We start from the raw sequence: 15,448 nt of genomic DNA on the forward strand, positions 1-15,448 counted from the left end.
GCCGCCATGACTCAAGTAAATCTAAGCACCGCCAACGAATTCATCGCGCGCCACATCGGCCCGCGTTCGGGCGATGAGCAAGCCATGCTCAACAGCCTCGGCTTTGACTCTCTGGAAGCCCTGAGCGCCAGCGTCATCCCCGACAGCATCAAAGGCACCAGCGTTCTCGGACTGGAAGACGGCTTGAGCGAAGCCGAGGCCCTGGCCTCGATCAAAGCCATCGCCGCCAAGAACCAACTGTTCAAGACCTACATCGGCCAGGGCTACTACGGCACCCACACACCGTCGCCGATCCTGCGCAACCTGCTGGAAAACCCGGCCTGGTACACCGCCTACACCCCGTACCAGCCAGAAATTTCCCAGGGCCGCCTGGAAGCGCTGCTGAACTTCCAGACCCTGATCAGCGACCTGACCGGCCTGCCGATCGCCAACGCGTCCCTACTCGACGAAGCTACCGCCGCTGCCGAAGCCATGACCTTCTGCAAACGCCTGAGCAAGAACAAGGGCAGCCACGCCTTCTTCGCCTCGATCCACAGCCACCCGCAAACCCTCGACGTGCTGCGCACCCGTGCCGAGCCGTTGGGCATTGACGTGGTGGTTGGCGACGAGCGTGAGCTGACGGATGTCAGCGCGTTCTTCGGCGCGCTGCTGCAATACCCGGCGAGCAACGGCGACCTGTTCGACTACCGCGAACTGACCGAGCGGTTCCACGCTGTTAATGCGCTGGTCGCAGTCGCTGCTGACCTGCTGGCCCTGACCGTGCTGACCCCGCCGGGCGAGTTCGGCGCCGACGTGGCCATCGGCAGCGCGCAACGCTTCGGCGTGCCGCTGGGCTTCGGTGGCCCGCACGCGGCTTACTTCTCCACCAAGGATGCGTTCAAGCGCGACATGCCGGGCCGTCTGGTCGGCGTCTCCGTGGACCGTTTCGGCAAGCCGGCCCTGCGCCTGGCCATGCAGACCCGCGAGCAACATATCCGCCGCGAGAAAGCCACCAGCAACATCTGCACCGCCCAAGTGTTGCTGGCCAACATCGCCAGCATGTACGCCGTATATCACGGCCCTAAAGGCCTGAAGCAGATCGCCAAGCGCATTCATCACCTGACCGCGATCCTCGCCAACGGCTTGAGCGCACTGGGTCTGAACGTTGAGCAAGCAAACTTCTTCGACACCCTGACCCTGGCCACTGGCGCCAACACCGCGGCCCTGCACGACAAGGCCCGCGCCCAGCGCATCAACCTGCGTGTCGTCGATGGTGAGCGTCTGGGTCTGTCCCTCGACGAAACCACTAGCCAGGCCGACATCGAAACCCTGTGGAGCGTGCTGGCTGACGGCAAAGCCCTGCCGGACTTCGCCGCGCTGGCCGCCTCGGTGCAAAGCCGCATCCCGGCTGAACTGGTGCGTCAATCGCCGATCCTCAGCCACCCGGTGTTCAACCGTTATCACTCGGAAACCGAGCTGATGCGCTATCTGCGCAAGCTCGCCGACAAGGACCTGGCGCTGGATCGCACCATGATCCCGTTGGGTTCGTGCACCATGAAACTCAACGCCGCCAGCGAAATGATCCCGGTGACCTGGGCCGAATTCGGCGCCCTGCACCCGTTCGCTCCGCCTGCGCAAAGCGCCGGTTATCAGCAACTGACCGATGAACTGGAAGCGATGCTCTGCGCCGCCACCGGTTACGACGCGATTTCGCTGCAACCGAACGCCGGTTCCCAAGGTGAATACGCCGGCTTGCTGGCAATCCGTGCCTACCACCAGAGCCGTGGCGAAGAACGCCGCGACATCTGCCTGATCCCATCGTCGGCCCACGGCACCAACCCGGCCACCGCCAACATGGCCGGCATGCGCGTAGTCGTCACCGCCTGCGATGCTCGCGGTAACGTCGACATCGAAGACCTGCGCGCCAAAGCGATCGAGCACCGCGAACACCTCGCCGCGCTGATGATCACCTACCCGTCGACCCACGGCGTGTTCGAAGAAGGCATCCGCGAAATCTGCGGGATCATTCATGACAATGGCGGCCAGGTGTACATCGACGGCGCCAACATGAACGCGATGGTCGGGCTCTGCGCACCGGGCAAATTCGGCGGCGACGTCTCGCACCTGAACCTGCACAAAACCTTCTGCATCCCGCATGGCGGCGGCGGCCCGGGTGTCGGCCCGATTGGCGTGAAATCGCACCTGACGCCGTTCCTGCCGGGTCACGCGGCCATGGAACGCAAGGAAGGCGCGGTCTGCGCGGCCCCGTTCGGCAGCGCGAGCATTCTGCCGATCACCTGGATGTACATCCGCATGATGGGCGGAGCTGGCCTCAAGCGGGCTTCGCAATTGGCGATCCTCAACGCCAACTACATTTCCCGTCGCCTCGAAGAACACTACCCAGTGCTCTACACCGGCAGCAACGGTCTGGTCGCCCACGAATGCATCCTCGACCTGCGCCCGTTGAAAGACAGCAGCGGCATCAGCGTCGATGACGTTGCCAAGCGCCTGATCGACTTCGGCTTCCACGCACCGACCATGTCGTTCCCGGTGGCCGGCACGCTGATGATCGAGCCGACCGAAAGCGAATCCAAAGAAGAGCTGGACCGCTTCTGCGACGCAATGATCCGCATCCGCGAAGAAATCCGCGCAGTGGAAAACGGCACCCTGGACAAGGACGACAACCCGCTGAAAAACGCGCCGCACACGGCTGCGGAAATCGTTGGCGAGTGGACGCATCCGTACAGCCGTGAGCAAGCGGTGTATCCGGTGGCGTCGTTGATCGAGGGCAAATACTGGCCACCGGTCGGTCGGGTCGACAACGTGTTCGGCGACCGCAACCTGATTTGCGCTTGCCCGTCGATCGAAAGCTACGCTTGATCTATGCAGGGGGGCGGATTCACCCGCCCCCCTCCGTAAGGACACGCCTCCCCCTGTAGGAGCAAGGCTTGCCCGCGATAGCCGTTACAGGGTCCACCTGATTGACCTCATCATCGTTCATCGCGGGCAAGCCTTGCTCCTACGGGTTCGCGCTGCGCCTATAACAAGAAACCGGAGAACAACCATGTCGTTAAGCGTGTTCGACCTGTTCAAGATTGGCATCGGCCCCTCCAGCTCTCACACCGTTGGCCCGATGCGCGCCGCTGCGCGCTTCGTCGAAGGCCTGCGTCGTGAAAACCTGCTGGCAGCCACCACCTGCGTCAAAGTCGAGCTCTACGGCTCGCTCGGCGCCACTGGCAAAGGCCACGGCAGCGACAAGGCCGTGTTGCTGGGTCTGGAAGGTGAACACCCGGACACCGTGAACACCGAGAACATCGCCGCCCGCCTGCTTGAGATTCGCAGCAGCGGTCGCTTGAACCTGCTCGGTGAGCACGTCATTGAATTCAACGAAAAACTCCACTTGGCGATGATTCGCAAGCCACTGGCCTATCACCCCAACGGCATGATCTTTCGTGCCTTCGATGCGGCCGGCATCCAGATCCGCAGCCGCGAGTATTACTCGGTCGGTGGCGGTTTTGTGGTCGACGAAGACGCTGCCGGCGCCGACCGTATAGTGGAAGATGCGACGCCGCTGACCTTCCCGTTCAAAAGCGCCAAGGACCTGCTCGGCCATTGCACCACTTACGGGTTGTCCATCAGCCAGGTGATGCTGACCAACGAAAGCGCCTGGCGCCCGGAAGCGGAAACCCGCGCCGGTCTGCTGAAAATCTGGCAAGTGATGCAGGACTGCGTGGCCGCCGGTTGCCGTAACGAAGGGATTCTGCCCGGTGGCTTGAAGGTCAAGCGTCGTGCGGCGGCGCTGCATCGACAACTGTGCAAGAACCCGGAATCGTCGCTGCGCGATCCGCTGTCGGTGCTCGACTGGGTCAACCTGTATGCGCTGGCGGTCAACGAAGAAAACGCCAACGGCGGGCGCGTGGTCACGGCGCCCACCAACGGTGCAGCCGGGATCGTCCCCGCGGTATTGCATTACTACATGCGCTTCATCCCCGGCGCCAACGAAGACGGCGTGGTGCGATTCCTGCTCACCGCCGCCGCCATCGGCATCCTGTACAAGGAAAACGCTTCGATCTCCGGCGCTGAAGTCGGCTGCCAGGGCGAAGTCGGCGTGGCCTGCTCAATGGCTGCCGGCGCGCTCTGCGAAGTGCTCGGCGGCACGGTGCAGCAAGTGGAAAACGCCGCAGAGATCGGCATGGAACACAACCTCGGCCTGACCTGCGACCCGATTGGCGGACTCGTGCAAGTGCCGTGCATCGAGCGCAACGCCATGGGCTCGGTCAAAGCCATCAATGCGGTGCGCATGGCCTTGCGCGGCGACGGTCAGCACTTCGTCTCCCTCGACAAGGTCATCCGCACCATGCGCCAGACCGGCGCCGACATGAAAAGCAAATACAAGGAAACCGCCCGTGGCGGTTTGGCGGTCAACATTATCGAGTGCTGATCTTCATTTAACTCCCTCTCCCCTCTGGGGAGAGGGCTGGGGTGAGGGGGAGATCCCAAGCCCAACCCATATTTCAAGGAGTCCCGAATGTCCACCGAACAACTGTTGAAAACCCCGCTGCACGCCCTGCACATCGAACTCGGCGCCCGTATGGTGCCATTCGCCGGCTACGACATGCCGGTGCAATACCCGCTCGGCGTGATGAAGGAGCACCAGCACACCCGTGATCAGGCCGGGTTGTTCGATGTCTCGCACATGGGCCAGATCCGCCTGACCGGCGCCAACGCCGCCAAGGCCCTGGAAACTCTGGTGCCGGTGGACATCATCGACTTGCCGGTGGGTATGCAGCGCTATGCGATGTTCACCAACGAGAACGGTGGCATCCTCGACGATCTGATGGTCGCCAACCTCGGGAACGACGAGTTGTTCCTGGTGGTCAACGCCGCCTGCAAGGACCAGGACCTGGCGCACCTGCGCCAACACATCGGCGATCAATGCAGCATCGAACCGTTGTTCGAAGAACGCGCCCTGCTCGCCCTGCAAGGCCCGGCCGCAGTGACCGTGCTCGCGCGCCTGGCCCCTGAAGTGGCGAAGATGACGTTCATGCAGTTCACCCGCGTGACCTTGCTCGGCGTCGACTGCTTTGTCAGCCGTTCGGGCTACACCGGTGAAGACGGTTTCGAAATCTCCGTGCCGGCCGTCAATGCCGAAGCCCTCGCTCGGGCCTTGCTGGCCGAACCGGAAGTCGCGGCCATCGGCCTCGGCGCCCGTGACTCGCTGCGCCTGGAAGCCGGCCTGTGCCTCTATGGCCACGACATGAACACCGAAACCACACCGATCGAAGCCAGCCTGCTGTGGGCCATCTCCAAGCCACGGCGTGCCGACGGTGCGCGTGCCGGTGGCTTCCCGGGCGCCGAGACCGTATTCGCCCAGCAACAAAACGGCGTCAGCCGTAAACGCGTCGGCCTGCTGCCTCAGGAACGCACTCCGGTGCGCGAAGGTGCGGAAATCGTCAACGAAGCGGGCGAAATCATCGGCAGCGTCTGCAGCGGCGGCTTCGGGCCGACCTTGGGCGGTCCTTTGGCCATGGGTTACCTCGACAGTGCTTACATCGCACTCGATACCCAGGTTTGGGCGATTGTACGTGGGAAAAAGGTGCCTTTGCTTGTAAGCAAAATGCCATTTGTTCCACAACGCTACTATCGTGGTTGATTGACTGTTCCTATAAGTAACGCGGTTGCGTAACAGTGCACTAATCTGTAACGCAACCGCCATAAAACAGTGCATACCTGGATCAGGCACTTCGATTGTGAACTTGACTTATATCAATCGAAAACAATTGAACGACACTATCGAATAAGCTGCACTATCCATCCTGTGAAACAGTCATCAAGCCAAGCAATACGCGGCTTCCACGGGGCTTGTTTTTTCTCCCGTAGTTGGCGTAGAGTTTGTTCACTGTGTTTGCATGGGTCGCTTGGAATCGTGACCTGGGCAGTAGCCTACAAGTTAGCTACATCCCGTTCGACGCCTCTTACTCTCCTGCAACCAGCTCCAGTACTCTTTCATCAGAAAGAGGCTGTCATCAATTTTTGCGTCAAAGGAAATAAGAAATGTCCCAACGTCAGAGCGGCACCGTCAAGTGGTTTAACGACGAGAAAGGTTTTGGTTTTATCACTCCAGAAAGCGGTCCGGATCTGTTCGTGCATTTCCGCGCCATTCAAGGTAGCGGCTTCAAGAGCCTGAAAGAAGGCCAGAAAGTCACTTTCATCGCTGTGCAGGGCCAGAAAGGCATGCAAGCTGACGAAGTACAAGCAGAAGGCTGATCTTCTGTAACGAAAAAGCCCCTGATGCTGACATCAGGGGCTTTTTTGTGCGCGCAATTCCGTAAAATGGCTTCTTTTTTCAGCCGAGAACCAGTCCATGTCGAAACACCTGCTAAGCCCCCAGGGTGAATTTCCCATCGCCGGCCTGGGCCGTCGCCTGGCAGCGATGTTTTACGACTTCCTGCTGTGCACCGCACTGCTGATCGTCACCGGCGGTATCTACAAGATGGTGCAGATGGCAATCATCAGCGAAGAGAAGATGCGCGCGTTGACCGAGGCCGGTGCGCTAGACGGTGATCCGCTGTTCTCGACCATTTTGCTGTTCGTGCTGTTTGGCTTCTTTGCCAAATTCTGGACCTGGTCCGGCCAGACCCTCGGCATGCAGGTCTGGTGCATCCGTGTGCAGAACGCCGATGGTTCGGCGATCAGCCTGTGGCAGGCACTGTTGCGCTTTGTGGTGTCGATCGCATCCTTGCTGTGCGCAGGCCTGGGGTTCTTCTGGGTACTCTTCGACAAACAGCAGCGCAGCTGGCACGACATGTACTCCAACAGCCAGCTGGTGCGGATTCCAAAGAAGAAAAAATAACTCCCCTAAACGCCAAACCCTGTGGCGAGGGAGCTTGCTCCCGCTGGGGCGCGAAGCGCCCCTAAAACTGCCAACTCGATTTGCCGGTTAAAAGTGCATGCAGGACTTTACGACGGCTACGCCGCCGAGCGGGAGCAAGCTCCCTCGCCACAGATGATCAGGCGTTACCCGCCAGCTTCATCCGCGCTGCCGCAGTGAAGTCGAGCATGCGCTTGAGCGGGCGAATCGCCTGAGGGATCAGCGCCGGCTCGACGAAGATCTCGCCTGAGCCCTCACGCAGGCACTGAAGCGTGCGTTCAAGGGTGTTCATCGCCATCCACGGGCAATGCGCGCAACTGCGGCATGCCGCGCCGTTGCCGGCGGTAGGCGCCTCGATGAAGACCTTGTCCGGGCACAGCTGCTGCATCTTGTAGAAGATGCCGCGGTCGGTCGCAACGATCAGGGTCTTGTTCGGCAGGCTTTGCGCAGCGGCGATCAGCTGGCTGGTGGAGCCTACCGCGTCGGCCAACTCGATCACCGCTGTCGGCGATTCCGGGTGCACCAGAATCGCGGCGTCCGGATACAGGGCCTTCATGTCTTCCAGCTGCTTGGCCTTGAACTCTTCGTGAACGATGCAGGCACCGTCCCAGAGCAGCATGTCAGCGCCGGTCTTGCGCTGGATGTAGGTGCCCAGGTGTTTGTCCGGGCCCCAGATGATCGTCTCGCCGTTATCCATCAGGCTCTCGACAATCTCCAGCGCGCAGCTGGAGGTCACCACCCAGTCCGCCCGCGCCTTCACCGCTGCCGAGGTGTTGGCATATACCACCACCGTGCGCTCCGGGTGTTGATCGCAAAACGCCGAGAACTCGTCGACCGGGCAACCCAGGTCCAGCGAGCAGGTCGCCTCCAGGGTCGGCATCAGTACGCGTTTTTCAGGGTTGAGGATTTTTGCGGTCTCGCCCATGAACTTCACACCGGCAACCACCACGGTCTTGGCCGGGTGAGCGTTGCCGAAGCGGGCCATTTCCAGGGAATCGGAAACGCAGCCACCGGTTTCTTCGGCCAGGGCCTGAATGATCGGATCGCAATAGAAGTGGGCAACCAGCACCGCGTCCTGAGCCTTGAGCTCGGCAGCGATGGCGGCGCGGTAATGGGCTTGTTCTTCGGCGCTCAGCGGTTTGGGCTGTTTGGCGTCGAGGTGGGCTTGTACCAGAAGGCGTTCGGAAATTTGCGTCATGATCGCAAGACCTACGGGCGCTTTCGCGCGAAAGTCGAGTATACACCCGGCTCCGGACCACAGAAGGTACCGCCGGGAGAGTGAGTATTCATCAGGCATGGACAGCGTTGAAGCTGCGCAAGGCTACAGAATATCCCCGAGATGCAAAAGATCATTCTGACCTGCGTCACGCGGTGCAACACCCGGATTGAGCCAGGCTCAAATCACGGGCAAAAAAAAACCCGGAAATCCTCACTTACGTGGGCCTTCCAGATTTTTTAAAATGGTGGGTCGTGTGGGATTCGAACCTACGACCAATTGGTTAAAAGCCAACTGCTCTACCAACTGAGCTAACGACCCGCTGTGTGGTGGCGCGTATAATACTGATTTTTAAGGACTATTCAACACCTAATTTGAAATAAATCAAAAATAAGCGGTTGGGTCGCTGATTCCGGCCGCCAGGAAGCCTTCTGCACGCAGACGGCAGCTGTCGCACTTGCCGCATGCACGGCCATTATCGTCCGCCTGATAGCAGGAAACCGTCAGTGCATAGTCGACGCCAAGCTTCACGCCTGCCTGGACAATTTGCGCCTTGCTGAGGTTTTGCAGCGGTGCCTGGATACGGAAACCGTTCCCCTCTACCCCGGCCTTGGTCGCCAGATTAGCCATGCGCTCGAAGGCTTCGATGAACTCGGGACGGCAATCCGGGTATCCGGAATAATCCACCGCATTCACGCCGATGAAAATGTCGCGCGCACCGAGCACCTCAGCCCAGCCCAATGCCAGGGACAGGAACACCGTATTGCGGGCCGGCACGTAAGTGATCGGGATACCTTCGCTCGGCGCCTCAGGCACATCGATGGAACTGTCGGTCAATGCCGAGCCACCAATGCCGTTCAGGTTCAGGCCAATCACCTTATGCTCGATCACGCCCAGATCGCGCGCTACACGTTCGGCAGCCTGCAACTCGGCGCGGTGGCGCTGACCATAGTCGAAACTCATGGTGTAGCAGCTGTAGCCGTCAGCACGGGCCATCGCCACGACCGTTGCCGAGTCCAGACCGCCCGACAGCAGGATGACCGCACGTTTTTCAGTAGTGTTCAGTTGTTCAGTCATTTCAGCGCCCTGGCTCGTCGTTCCAAAGATATTTATGCAGCTGCAATTGCAGGCGCACCGGCAGGTTGTCCGCGACAATCCAGTCAGCCAGCTCTCGCGCGCTCAAGTCATGGTGACTCGGCGAGAACAAGACTTCGCCGGCACGCTGGCCAAGACCGTACTGAATCAGCTTGGACACCGCCCAGTCGTAGTCTTCGCGAGAGCAGATCACGAACTTGACCTGATCGTTGGCCGTCAGCAGTGCGATGTTCTCGTAGAGATTGCGATGCGCTTCTTTCGACCCGGGTGTTTTCAGGTCGAGCACTCGGCTGACCCGTGGATCAACCGCCGAAATATCCAGGGCGCCGCTGGTTTCCAGCGACACCTCGTAACCGGCGTCACACAGCTGCTTGAGCAAAGGGATAGCGTTAGGTTGTGCCAACGGCTCACCGCCGGTGACACAGACGTAGCGCGGACGAAAGCCGGCCACTTGCTCGAGGATATCGTCGAGCGGGCGAACGGTGCCGCCAGTGAAGGCATAGGCGCTGTCGCAGTATTGGCAACGCAATGGGCAACCGGTCAGGCGCACAAATACAGTGGGCAGCCCGGCAGTCCGCGTTTCACCCTGCAACGAGTAAAAAACTTCGGTAATTCTCAATGTGTCTTGCATAGTCGCCACGGGCGTAACAGCTAAACAGGCTGTCCGCCTCCGTCAGGCACTTAAAGGAACCCCGCCAACGCGCAGATCCCAAAAAGCGGTGTTTCATAAAAAAGGGGGGTGAATTCTAACGAAAAAACCCGCGGCAAGCGCGGGTTTCTTGTAAACGGGTCAAACAGCCTTACATGCGCTGCAGATCGCGTTGGGCCAGCTGAGCGGCGGAAGTACCCGGGTATTGGGAAACCACCTGCTGCAGAATGCCTTTGACCTTGTCGGTATGACCCAGGCGGCGCTCTACATCAGCGAGCTTGTACAGCGAGTCAGGCACTTTGGCGTGCTTGGGGTACAGCTGCGAAACCTTGGCAAAAGCCTGACCTGCACCTTGCAGGTCGCCCTTGGCCAGATTCACTTCGCCCAACCAGTATTGGGCATTGCCCGCGTACTGACTGTTCGGGTATTTGCGCAGGAATGCCGCAAACGCCTGGCTGGCCTTGTCGAAATCCTTGGCTTTGATCAGGTCGAAGGCCGCATCGTAATAGAGCTTTTCCTTCGCCGGATCACCCGGTTCGCTGCTGGCCGCAGGGGGTTGAGTGGCAGCACTCGCACCTGCAGCTGCACCGGCGGCATTCATATCGCCACCGGCTGGAGAATTTTGAGGAGCCGCAGCGGGTGCACCGCCGGTTCCAATACGCCGATCAAGATCCTGGTATCGCTCCAGGTTTTCCTGCTTCATGCGCGCTACATCATTTTGCAGAACTTCGATTGCACCTTGTTGGCGCGCGATTTGTTCCTGCATTTGTTGCAGTTGGTTGAACAGCACGCCCTGTGCCGAGGCAGGGGCCGTAACCCCTCCCCCGGCATAGGCGCCGTTCGTACCGTAACCCGCAGGCGGATAACTGCTCCCGCTATTGTTATAACCGGAGTTGTCATCGACCACAGGAACCGCAGCCCACACCGCAAGCGGTGCAAGACTGAGAGCCAGAACAGTTACAGCACGACGGCACGTTCGCATGACGAATTACTTACGCAGTTCGACGCGACGGTTTTGAGCCCAGGACTGCTCGTCGTGGCCAGTAGCAACTGGACGCTCTTTACCGTAGGAAACCAGTTCCGCCTGAGCTGGGGAAACACCTTGCAGTACCAGGTAGCGTTGAACGGCTTTCGCACGACGCTCGCCCAGTGCCATGTTGTACTCACGAGTACCACGTTCGTCGGTGTTGCCTTCCAGAACAACGCGAGCGCCGTTTGCTTTCAGGTCTTTGGCGTGAACGTCCAGAGCGCGCATGGCTTCTGGCTTCAGGTCCGAACTGTCGTATTCGAAGTAGAAGGTGGTGATTGCGCGCAGAGCAGCTTCTTCGCTCAGGGAGCCGTCAACTGCACCAGTGTTAGCGCCGTAACCAGCGTTTGGATCTACAGCGCCTGCACCGGCGTTGTCGCCGCCTTTGGACGAGCAACCTACAGCTACAGCCATGGCCAGGGCCAGCGCAGCAAACTTACCAAACTTCAGCATTTCCATCGTGAAACTCCTAATGAACCCCAATGTGTTAAGTAAAACGTGTAGCGCCGCGTCAGTTCAGGTAAGGGGACCAGGAAGGTTCTCTGACTTCGCCTTGAGCGGTAGGAAGCGGGAGCCTTACGCGTCCATTGATGGACACGAGCATCAAGACTCCCCGGCCCTGCTGGGCGGTGGCGTAGATTACCATGGTGCCGTTGGGCGCAACAGTGGCTGACTCATCTAGGTTGGTGTCTGTCAGGATCTTTACACTACCGCGCTGCAAATCCTGAGCCGCCACCCGGAAATTGGTGAAGCCATCCTGACGGTGAATCATGACAAGCGTCTTTTCGTCAGCCGACAGTTTCGGGTTGGCGTTGTAGTTACCGATAAAGGTCACACGCTCCGCACCACCACCATTGGTGTTGGTCTTGTAGATCTGCGGCTTGCCGCCACGGTCGGAGGTGAAGTAGATGGTCGAACCATCCTTGCCCCAGAACGGTTCGGTGTTGATGCCAGGACCAGCCGTCACACGATTGATCTGACGCGAAGCCAGGTTCATCACGTAGATGTCCGGGTTACCGTCCTTGGACAGCACAAACGCCAGGCGAGTACCGTCCGGCGACCAGGCTGGTGCGCCGTTCAGGCCTTCGAAGTTGGTGATTTGCTCGCGGCGACCGGTGTCGATGTTCTGCATGAAAATGCGCGGACGCTTCTGCTCGAACGACACATAGGCGATGCGCTTGCCATCCGGAGCGAAACGCGGCGACAGGATCGGCTCACGCGATTGCAGCAGGGTCACGGCACGAGCACCGTCGTAGTCCGAACGCTGCAGGGTGTAGCGCGTGTTGTTCACCGAAAAGCGCTCGGCCGTTACATACAGCAGGCGTGTGGAGAACGCGCCCTTGATGCCGGTCAGCTTTTCGAACGACTGATCGGAGATGTAGTGCGCCATGTCGCGCAGTTGATCGACGCCACCCGACACGCTACCGGTCAGCACTTGCTGCTCGGTCGCGACGTTGAACAGTGCGTATTGCACCTGCAGGCGACCACCTGCCGGAACAATGCTGCCGACCATGATGTACTGGGCGCTGATCGCCTTCCAGTCACGGAAAATGATTTCGCTGGCCTGGCTCGGCTGGCTGATCATTTGCTGCTTTGGAATTGGCGAGTAGTAGCCCGAGTTACGCAGGTCATTACCAATGATTTCGGCCATGTCGTCCGGCAGGACGGTGCCGCCCTGGAAGCCGAACGGTACGACTGCGATCGGGGTAGCCCGATCACTGCCGCTGGTGACCAGAATGTTTTTTTCGTCTGCTACCGCCATCCCTGCCAGGCAGCAGATAACGACAAGCATTCCTCGAAGAAGGTTTCTCACAAGGCTAGATCCTCAGGTGTGAATGTCATCTTGAATGAACGATACGGAGCGAAATCGCTCGGCTTCATTCCCTGCATTTCTGTCAAACGTCCAATATTCTTGACCGCTGCCACAGCCGACGAGTCAAACGGACCATCGCCACTGGACTTGGCCACGCTGACCGAAGTCACCGTACCATCGGGCAACATGCCGATTTGCAGCACAACCGTCATGCCTTTGCGTGCCGAAGGAGGACGAGCCCAACCTTCCGCTGCCCGAGCACGAATCAGATCGTCGAAACTGCCCGCGGTTTCATCGCCCTGCTCATCGGCCAAGGCTTGCTGACGCTGCGGCGTGTCGGAAAGCAAATCAGCCAGGGCCTGAGCCTTTTTCTCTTCGGCAGATTTACGCGCCGCTTCCTGCGATTTTTTCTTCGCAGCATCGGCAGCAGCTTTCTTCTTCGCATCCTCGGCGACTTTTTTCTTCGCCTCGTTCGCTTCAGCTACCTTCTTGGCGTCTTCCGCGGCTTTCTTCTTCGCGTCTTCGACTATCTTTTTCTTCGCTTCTTCAGCGGCCTCTTTCTTGGCCTCTTCTTCAGCGGCTTTCTTGGCTTCTTCTTCAGCTTTCTTCTTGGCTATATCAGCCAATTGTTTCTGTTCGGCCTTTTTGGCTTCGGCGGTCTTCTTCGCTTCATCGGCTTTCTTGGCTTCATCAGCCTTTTTCGCCTCTTCCGCTTTCTTCGACTCGTCGGCCTTCTTGGCTTCCTCGGCTTTTTGAGCCGCCGCTTCTTTCTTTTGTTCCGCAGCCTTCACCGCTTCCTGCTCGACCTTCTTCTGTTCCATCTGTTCGACTTCGGTCTGGCGCGCAGCGGATTTCTGCGCTTCACCCGCAATCTTCTGATTGGTCTGGGTAGTCGCCCGACTTTTCGATTTCAGTTGGTACAGGGTCGCCTGGACGATCGGCTTGGCCGGCGGCAGTTCCGGTGTCATGGAAAAACTGACGAACAGCATGCCAAACACCAGCACGTGCAGGCCGATCGCCCAGACACTAGGCCAGAAGTAGCTTTCCGAGGCTGTCGGCTCTCGCTGTTGCTGCATCAGGGCGCCTCGGTAATCAAGCCAACATTACCGACCCCGGCTTTCTGCAACCCACCCATGGCGCCCATGACGGAGCCGTAATCGACGCTCTTGTCGCCACGAATGAAGACCTGGGTGTGCTTGCCGTTTTCATTACCCGCGCTGATGATCTTGGTCACGGCACTGGTCATCTGCGGCAGGGTCATGGCCCTGTCCTGCTGCTTATCGGTGTCGACTTCGCTGCCAAGGTTCCAGTAATAGGTCTTGTCAGCCTTGATCGAAATGGTCAGGACCTGAGTGTTGTTGTCTTGCGGCAAGGCTTCGCTGGAAACCTTGGGCAGATCAACTTTCACGCCCTGATTGAGCATCGGTGCGGTCACCATGAAGATGACCAGCAGTACCAGCATCACGTCGATGTAAGGCACCACGTTCATCTCGGCAACCGGCTTGCGCTTTTTGCGAGCTCGAGCGATTAAAGCCATTGGGAATTACCTGCTTATTCTTCGCTGGTGTGCACTTTGCGGTGCAGGATCGCCTGGAACTCGTCGGCGAAGGTGTAGTAACGGCTAAGCAAGGTTTCGCTGCGAGCGGCGAAACGGTTGTAAGCGATAACGGCCGGGATCGCCGCGAACAGGCCGATTGCCGTTGCAACCAGCGCCTCGGCAATACCCGGAGCCACGGTGGCCAGGGTCGCTTGCTGGGCAGTTGCCAGACCACGGAAGGAGTTCATGATGCCCCAGACCGTACCGAACAGACCGATGTACGGGCTGACGGAACCGACGGTGGCGAGGAACGGCAGGCTCTGCTCGAGCTTTTCTTCTTCACGGGAAATGGCCACGCGCATGGCACGTGCCACACCTTCCATGACCGCTTCCGGATCAACGCCTGGCTGCTGACGCAGACGGGAGAACTCCTTGAAACCTGCACGGAAGATCTGCTCTACGCCGGAATCCGGGTCAGGGTTGCTGCCGGCCTGACGGTAGAGTTTGGACAGGTCGATGCCGGACCAGAAGCGCTCTTCAAAGCTCTCCAGGGCACGTCGACCGGCGCGCAGCAAATTACTGCGCTGAAAGATCATGATCCACGAGGTCACCGATGCGGCTACCAGGATCAGCATTACCAACTGCACCACAACGCTGGCATTGCTGACCAGGCTCCACATGGAGGAATGGTCGACGACGTTAGCTTCCACGCTTTATCTCCTGCTCTGAGTGTGTACCCGCGCCGCTCACGTCGGCAAAGGCCGCACGTAGAGCTTCGGGAATGGCCCGGGGTTTCAAACTATGGGTGCGCACACAGGCCACCAAAAACTGCCCTTCGCAGAGCAGTGCATTATCCGCGGCTCGCCTGACCTGCTGTTTAAAGCGCAGGCTGACGCGGTTCAATTCGATTACTTCTGCACTTACCAGAAGCTCGTCGTCCAGTCGCGCCGGCGCGTGATAGCGCGCTTCGCTGGAATGCACGACGAACAACAGGTCCTCACCAGCAAGCTGCGATTGGGCAAAGCCCAGCTCCCGTAGCCGCTCGGTTCGAGCCCGCTCCATAAACTTAAGGTAATTAACGTAATACACGATGCCGCCGGCATCGGTGTCCTCGTAATAAACGCGACAACGATGTGCGAACGACTCAAGCCCGTTTTGCGCGCGCATACTCTAGTGGTTACTCCTCAGGTTGCCAATCCGGCCAGGCAACTGTTTTTTCATTCTTGAACGACTTTCGTGCGAAAGATCGGCAATCGCAGTC

General features: G+C 59.3%; 15 protein-coding genes and 1 tRNA gene. 5 read left to right on the top strand and 11 right to left on the bottom strand.

Features of this window, described 5'->3' with window-relative positions:
- Positions 1 to 6: 6 nt before the first annotated feature.
- The 5 genes from gcvP to KRR23_RS07940 all read left to right on the top strand — a co-directional run bounded on the left by gcvP (position 7) and on the right by KRR23_RS07940 (position 6,832).
- Positions 7 to 2,859: an aminomethyl-transferring glycine dehydrogenase gene (gcvP, locus tag KRR23_RS07920; RefSeq protein ID WP_216742039.1), complete on the top strand. Its 2,853-nt coding sequence runs from the start codon at positions 7 to 9 to the stop codon at positions 2,857 to 2,859.
- Positions 2,860 to 3,043: 184 nt separating this feature from the next.
- Positions 3,044 to 4,420: an L-serine ammonia-lyase gene (locus KRR23_RS07925; RefSeq protein ID WP_216742040.1), complete on the top strand. Its 1,377-nt coding sequence runs from the start codon at positions 3,044 to 3,046 to the stop codon at positions 4,418 to 4,420.
- An 87-nt stretch (positions 4,421 to 4,507) separates the two neighbouring features.
- Positions 4,508 to 5,632 (top strand): glycine cleavage system aminomethyltransferase GcvT, encoded by a 1,125-nt coding sequence (gcvT, locus tag KRR23_RS07930; RefSeq protein WP_216742041.1) that lies wholly within the window; start codon positions 4,508 to 4,510, stop codon positions 5,630 to 5,632.
- Between the two features lie 401 nt (positions 5,633 to 6,033).
- A complete protein-coding gene (locus tag KRR23_RS07935; RefSeq protein WP_019693243.1) occupies positions 6,034 to 6,246 on the top strand; it encodes a cold-shock protein in 213 nt (70 codons plus the stop codon).
- Between the two features lie 97 nt (positions 6,247 to 6,343).
- Entirely contained in the window at positions 6,344 to 6,832 is a 489-nt protein-coding gene (locus KRR23_RS07940; protein WP_216742042.1) for an RDD family protein, read from the top strand.
- A gap of 157 nt (positions 6,833 to 6,989) precedes the next feature.
- Here KRR23_RS07940 and nadA read toward each other — a convergent pair whose 3' ends face one another.
- The 11 genes from nadA to ybgC all read right to left on the bottom strand — a co-directional run bounded on the left by nadA (position 6,990) and on the right by ybgC (position 15,354).
- The gene (nadA, locus tag KRR23_RS07945) at positions 6,990 to 8,048 is read right to left on the bottom strand and encodes a quinolinate synthase NadA (protein ID WP_054593706.1); all 1,059 of its coding nucleotides are present in this window, start codon (positions 8,046 to 8,048) and stop codon (positions 6,990 to 6,992) included.
- Positions 8,049 to 8,311: 263 nt separating this feature from the next.
- A tRNA-Lys gene (locus KRR23_RS07950) sits at positions 8,312 to 8,387 on the bottom strand.
- A gap of 63 nt (positions 8,388 to 8,450) precedes the next feature.
- A complete protein-coding gene (queC, locus tag KRR23_RS07955; RefSeq protein WP_216742043.1) occupies positions 8,451 to 9,143 on the bottom strand; it encodes a 7-cyano-7-deazaguanine synthase QueC in 693 nt (230 codons plus the stop codon).
- A 1-nt stretch (position 9,144) separates the two neighbouring features.
- Entirely contained in the window at positions 9,145 to 9,792 is a 648-nt protein-coding gene (gene queE / locus KRR23_RS07960) for a 7-carboxy-7-deazaguanine synthase QueE (protein ID WP_216742044.1), read from the bottom strand.
- Between the two features lie 169 nt (positions 9,793 to 9,961).
- Positions 9,962 to 10,792, bottom strand: coding sequence for a tol-pal system protein YbgF (gene ybgF / locus KRR23_RS07965; protein ID WP_216742045.1), 831 nt, complete (start codon positions 10,790 to 10,792; stop codon positions 9,962 to 9,964).
- Positions 10,793 to 10,798: 6 nt separating this feature from the next.
- A complete protein-coding gene (gene pal, locus KRR23_RS07970; protein WP_019693252.1) occupies positions 10,799 to 11,296 on the bottom strand; it encodes a peptidoglycan-associated lipoprotein Pal in 498 nt (165 codons plus the stop codon).
- 52 nt (positions 11,297 to 11,348) lie between these two features.
- Positions 11,349 to 12,629, bottom strand: coding sequence for a Tol-Pal system beta propeller repeat protein TolB (gene tolB / locus KRR23_RS07975; RefSeq protein WP_216742124.1), 1,281 nt, complete (start codon positions 12,627 to 12,629; stop codon positions 11,349 to 11,351).
- Between the two features lie 17 nt (positions 12,630 to 12,646).
- Positions 12,647 to 13,726 carry a cell envelope integrity protein TolA gene (tolA, locus tag KRR23_RS07980; protein ID WP_216742046.1) on the bottom strand — a complete coding sequence of 360 codons (1,080 nt, stop codon included), beginning with the start codon at positions 13,724 to 13,726 and terminating at the stop codon, positions 12,647 to 12,649.
- Positions 13,726 to 14,178 (bottom strand): protein TolR, encoded by a 453-nt coding sequence (tolR, locus tag KRR23_RS07985; RefSeq protein WP_162174768.1) that lies wholly within the window; start codon positions 14,176 to 14,178, stop codon positions 13,726 to 13,728. The genes tolA and tolR overlap by 1 nt, the downstream gene beginning before the upstream one ends.
- 23 nt (positions 14,179 to 14,201) lie before the next feature.
- Positions 14,202 to 14,897: a protein TolQ gene (tolQ, locus tag KRR23_RS07990; protein ID WP_054044990.1), complete on the bottom strand. Its 696-nt coding sequence runs from the start codon at positions 14,895 to 14,897 to the stop codon at positions 14,202 to 14,204.
- Complete coding sequence (ybgC, locus tag KRR23_RS07995; RefSeq protein ID WP_019693257.1) at positions 14,887 to 15,354, bottom strand: tol-pal system-associated acyl-CoA thioesterase; 468 nt, start codon at positions 15,352 to 15,354, stop codon at positions 14,887 to 14,889. The genes tolQ and ybgC overlap by 11 nt, the downstream gene beginning before the upstream one ends.
- Positions 15,355 to 15,448 lie beyond the last annotated feature (94 nt).

The organism is Pseudomonas sp. CVAP#3 (assembly GCF_018986375.1).
GTDB classification, from domain to species: Bacteria; Pseudomonadota; Gammaproteobacteria; order Pseudomonadales; family Pseudomonadaceae; genus Aquipseudomonas; species Aquipseudomonas helvetica.

Excerpts from the sequence above, each read along its gene's own strand:
- gcvP (WP_216742039.1), top strand. The coding sequence starts at position 7 with ATGACTCAAGTAAATCTAAGCACCGCCAACGAATTCATCGCGCGCCAC.
- pal (WP_019693252.1), bottom strand. The coding sequence starts at position 11,296 with ATGGAAATGCTGAAGTTTGGTAAGTTTGCTGCGCTGGCCCTGGCCATG.
- tolA (WP_216742046.1), bottom strand. The coding sequence starts at position 13,726 with ATGCAGCAACAGCGAGAGCCGACAGCCTCGGAAAGCTACTTCTGGCCT.
- queC (WP_216742043.1), bottom strand. The coding sequence starts at position 9,143 with ATGACTGAACAACTGAACACTACTGAAAAACGTGCGGTCATCCTGCTG.
- tolB (WP_216742124.1), bottom strand. The coding sequence starts at position 12,629 with ATGCTTGTCGTTATCTGCTGCCTGGCAGGGATGGCGGTAGCAGACGAA.
- KRR23_RS07935 (WP_019693243.1), top strand. The coding sequence starts at position 6,034 with ATGTCCCAACGTCAGAGCGGCACCGTCAAGTGGTTTAACGACGAGAAA.
- nadA (WP_054593706.1), bottom strand. The coding sequence starts at position 8,048 with ATGACGCAAATTTCCGAACGCCTTCTGGTACAAGCCCACCTCGACGCC.
- gcvT (WP_216742041.1), top strand. The coding sequence starts at position 4,508 with ATGTCCACCGAACAACTGTTGAAAACCCCGCTGCACGCCCTGCACATC.
- queE (WP_216742044.1), bottom strand. The coding sequence starts at position 9,792 with ATGCAAGACACATTGAGAATTACCGAAGTTTTTTACTCGTTGCAGGGT.
- KRR23_RS07940 (WP_216742042.1), top strand. The coding sequence starts at position 6,344 with ATGTCGAAACACCTGCTAAGCCCCCAGGGTGAATTTCCCATCGCCGGC.
- ybgF (WP_216742045.1), bottom strand. The coding sequence starts at position 10,792 with ATGCGAACGTGCCGTCGTGCTGTAACTGTTCTGGCTCTCAGTCTTGCA.
- ybgC (WP_019693257.1), bottom strand. The coding sequence starts at position 15,354 with ATGCGCGCGCAAAACGGGCTTGAGTCGTTCGCACATCGTTGTCGCGTT.
- KRR23_RS07925 (WP_216742040.1), top strand. The coding sequence starts at position 3,044 with ATGTCGTTAAGCGTGTTCGACCTGTTCAAGATTGGCATCGGCCCCTCC.